Below are 3,569 nucleotides of genomic sequence, written 5' to 3' on the forward strand. Positions count from 1 at the left end.
CTAAAAAAAATAGTGACCCTAATAATTGGGTTATTAAATCACCTCAGAATGTAACAGACGTTGTTGTTCTTTTTGATGGTGTTGGTGAATCTTCCTCTACCCCTTTTCCTGACACGCACTTTTCAGAATTAGAAAGTCGTAAGAAAGCTAACCAATAAGTGAAGGGGGGATTTAACAGCCTCAAGGTATTTAACAATGGTTAATTGGAAAAACCGTTTCTTCCTCCTATTCACCATCGGCGTTTTATGGGGTTGTGGTCCAAAGCCCTATACCGTTGATGTCGGCTTTACCAATGGAAGCACGACAGGGCCAACATGGTGTTACGAATATGTCAATCACTTCCGAATCTGGTGGTAAGGCTAATTTTGCTATGGGGGCAATCAGTAGCTATCCAGGCGCTCATTCATCAGGAGGGAGAATAGGGGTGCCAGTTCACATAGATGGTTATTGGGCAAAAGGATGGGAATATCCTTTTGAATCTTATCACCGAATATCTGCCGCTATTCCTAAAGACGCTGAAGCTAAAATGAAAGTAATGGATAACTATTACAAGAACTTTAAGCGTGATTATGGCTCAATGCAGGTAATTGTTGATGGGCCTAGAATCAGAGTTTTTTATACCAAAGGCTGCTCTATAACATTAAACGATTGCACTCCTAAAAAGAATGGCGATCCAAATGGTTGGGTTGTTAAAGATCCTAAAGGTACTAGAGATATCGTTGTTCTTTTTGATGGTGTCGGTGAATCTTCCACTACCCCTTTTCCTAACACGCACTTTTCTGAATTAGAAAGTCGTAAGAAAGCTAACCAATAAGTGGGGGCGGATTTAATGGTCTCAAGGTATTTAATAATGGTTAACTGGAAAAATGGTCTCTATCTCGCATTGATCTTTAGCTTATGGGGCTGTGGTCCCGAGTCTTATATGGTAGACGTTGGCTTTACCAATGGAAGTACGACAGGTGAGCATGGTGTTACGAATATGTCAATTACTTCCGAATCTGGTGGTAAGGCTAGTTTTGCTATGGGGGCAATCAGTAGCTATCCTGGCGCTCATTCGTCAGGTGGGCGCATGGATGCCCCTATCTATTACGGATGTGATGAAGTTAAAAAGGGCGATTCTATTCTTCGCTATCATTGAAAAAGACATTCACATTAACATTAAGAACCACAGCCAGATTGTGTAAGATCTCATCCGTCACACGTATCATACCTGTTTCAATCTTAGCTAATTTACTACGAGTCAGATCCATACCGCGTAATGTTGCAATACGCTCAACATCCTGCTGAGACAAGCCTTTGTCTAAACGGGTCTTTTTTATCCTTTCGCCAGTGATGTTCTTTGGTTTTGTGATCGAGTTCATAATATTCAGTGCACCTAAATGGGTGCATTGAACTATCTCAGATAGTACTATATCCATGTGCACCCATATGGGTGCAGTTTGTATTTATAAGAGGAATAGTGCGAATGAATAATAAAAAGACCTTACTAGCAGTGAGTTTGGCGGGCATCATCACAGGATGTGGAGGAAACGACGGAGATAGTGGTAGTAATACTTCAGAACTACAGGCTCAAATCATTGATGGTTACTTAGTTAATGCAGAAGTGTATGTTGACCGCAATGGTAATAAGGTCGCTGATGAAGATGAGAAACTGGAGGGGACAACGAATGCTGAAGGCTACATTAGTTTGGCTGAAAGCGATAAAGATTATGTGCTCATTGCCCGTGCTGTAGCAGGTCAAACGTTTGATACGGATAAAGGTGGCACCATTACAGCAAGCTTTGAATTATCGGCACCAGCAGGTGCTATGGTACTCAACCCTTACACTACACTTGCTGTTATTGAAGATAAAACCATTGATGAAGTTGCGAGTGATCTCAATATCAATTCGGCGTTAATTTCTGGTGACTACATAAAGGCTAAAAGCGGTATTGATGCCGATGAAGCTAAAAAGGTACATCTCGTCGCTCGTTCTTTAGCTCTAAAGTTAGAAGATAATATTATTCAATCTGCTTCTAATGTCAGCACTATCAAGACGGAGTTATCTAATATTCAAAGTCACGTTGACTCAGAAGTGAACAAAGGGACAGATCTTGACGGAATTGTCATCAAAGATGGGAATGTAGCTGCTGCACCTAAAACCGCTCAAGAATTACTCGTGGGAAATACTTATGACGCGATTCCAACCAATTCCTTCTACTTTACAGATGAAGGTGTGTTACAGGTAACCTTCACATCTGAGAACGTATCGTGGCTAGATGATAATGGTGTTCCTGCGGGAAGTATGCCAATTAAATACGCCTACAGTGGATACCAAACCAATGATGGGCATGAAGAAATTCTCTTTATCGCTGATAATTTCTACCTTTCTGTTACTCCACAGAATGACATGACTTTAATGGCAAATAGTACGCTTGGTATCAATAAAAACAGTTATCCTCAAGATACCAGTATTGTAAACGCTGATTTTGCGGGTAAAACGCTTTATCACTTCTGGGATGATTCGAGAACATCATCGGCACGGCCTAGTTTATCTAAATTTGCCTTTCATAACGATGGTACAGTTACTGTTTCGGAAAGAAATGTCCAAGGGAGTTGGGTTGAACATGCAGCAGTTAACTGGGAAGTCGCTAATGCTCAACTGATTATGGATGTGCCAGAGGAGGCAGGTAAACAATTTACTTGGGCGTTTAGTACTCTACAGCACGATGGCTTACGTATTGCGTATGATGATCGTCGTATCCCTCTCTTTTTTACAGAAAATGAAGATCTTGCTACTAGCCTATATCTGAAGTGGGTCGCTTTATCAAAATAATTTAATGCCATCTCCTCAAGCTGTCTTGGGGAGATATCTCTATCAACTAGTGTAATTAAACAGCAGTAAGATAATGATAAAGCGAGATTTTAAATGGAACTAGCCATTCATCATTCAAAGGTAAGATCAGGAAATGGAAAAGCGAAATACTTTGTTCGTACAGGCGAAGTCATCTCGTCTAATCTTGAATCCACAACACATACCTATTCTGATACAACCGTAACAGGTAGATCGTACATAACCAGTAGAACTAAAAAGAAAACGGTATTTTGGCTTAGATTTGAGAACGGACAGGAAAGAAAGTATGTACTCAATAGTGATGTAGATATTCTGTCAGGTCAAAAAATAAGCTTACTGTATTTGGAAGGGAAGAAATCAACTTGCTTGGTTGGTATCGCGAATCATACCGCAGGTGAATACATTCCATACTTTAGTAGAGCAGAGTTCCGTAAAGTGTTTAAACCCAACAGAGAAAATATGACATTGCTCGCTAGCGTTGGTTTAGTGGGTAGTGTCGCCCTTTATCACTCTGAGGTCTTGAAGCATGATCTAAACATCGCCGAATGGCTGGTCGGCGGATTCTTCTATGCCATGGGTATCTTTTTTGTGTCTGGTTTAGTGTTTCTATTTATTGCATTAATTCAAACTATTTTAGACTTTGATTATTATTTATTTAAGAAAGAAGTTAAAAATAACTTAAATAAAATTCTTTAATGACTTAATTAAAAGGCATTGTTATTAATAGCATGTCTAT

Annotated in this window: 5 protein-coding genes; 4 read left to right on the forward strand and 1 reads right to left on the reverse strand. The window is 39.8% G+C overall.

Going from position 1 to position 3,569, the window contains the following annotated elements:
- Nucleotides 1-328: 328 nt before the first annotated feature.
- The gene (locus AACU59_RS03920; protein WP_161437616.1) at nucleotides 329-814 is read left to right on the forward strand and encodes a hypothetical protein; all 486 of its coding nucleotides are present in this window, start codon (nucleotides 329-331) and stop codon (nucleotides 812-814) included.
- A 36-nt stretch (nucleotides 815-850) separates the two neighbouring features.
- Nucleotides 851-1,138: a hypothetical protein gene (locus AACU59_RS03925; RefSeq protein ID WP_161437617.1), complete on the forward strand. Its 288-nt coding sequence runs from the start codon at nucleotides 851-853 to the stop codon at nucleotides 1,136-1,138.
- Here the strand turns inward: AACU59_RS03925 and AACU59_RS03930 are convergent.
- On the reverse strand, nucleotides 1,119-1,361 hold the full coding sequence (locus AACU59_RS03930; protein ID WP_026028618.1) for a helix-turn-helix domain-containing protein: 243 nt from the start codon (nucleotides 1,359-1,361) through the stop codon (nucleotides 1,119-1,121). The genes AACU59_RS03925 and AACU59_RS03930 overlap by 20 nt on opposite strands.
- Before the next feature lie 104 nt (nucleotides 1,362-1,465).
- On the opposite strand from AACU59_RS03930, the gene AACU59_RS03935 reads away from it, so the two are divergent.
- Both AACU59_RS03935 and AACU59_RS03940 read left to right on the forward strand, forming a co-directional pair.
- The gene (locus tag AACU59_RS03935; protein ID WP_161437618.1) at nucleotides 1,466-2,815 is read left to right on the forward strand and encodes a hypothetical protein; all 1,350 of its coding nucleotides are present in this window, start codon (nucleotides 1,466-1,468) and stop codon (nucleotides 2,813-2,815) included.
- Nucleotides 2,816-2,908: 93 nt separating this feature from the next.
- Nucleotides 2,909-3,529, forward strand: a complete 621-nt coding sequence (locus AACU59_RS03940; protein WP_017050109.1) for a hypothetical protein — start codon at nucleotides 2,909-2,911, stop codon at nucleotides 3,527-3,529.
- Nucleotides 3,530-3,569: the final 40 nt, after the last annotated feature.

The organism is Vibrio sp. V23_P3S9T160, assembly GCF_963886625.1.
GTDB lineage: Bacteria > Pseudomonadota > Gammaproteobacteria > Enterobacterales > Vibrionaceae > Vibrio > Vibrio anguillarum.

What these genes read in the sequence shown, in the direction of transcription:
- AACU59_RS03920 (WP_161437616.1), top strand. Translation starts at nt 329, where the DNA reads ATGTCAATCACTTCCGAATCTGGTGGTAAGGCTAATTTTGCTATGGGG.
- AACU59_RS03925 (WP_161437617.1), top strand. Translation starts at nt 851, where the DNA reads ATGGTTAACTGGAAAAATGGTCTCTATCTCGCATTGATCTTTAGCTTA.
- AACU59_RS03935 (WP_161437618.1), top strand. Translation starts at nt 1,466, where the DNA reads ATGAATAATAAAAAGACCTTACTAGCAGTGAGTTTGGCGGGCATCATC.
- AACU59_RS03940 (WP_017050109.1), top strand. Translation starts at nt 2,909, where the DNA reads ATGGAACTAGCCATTCATCATTCAAAGGTAAGATCAGGAAATGGAAAA.
- AACU59_RS03930 (WP_026028618.1), bottom strand. Translation starts at nt 1,361, where the DNA reads ATGAACTCGATCACAAAACCAAAGAACATCACTGGCGAAAGGATAAAA.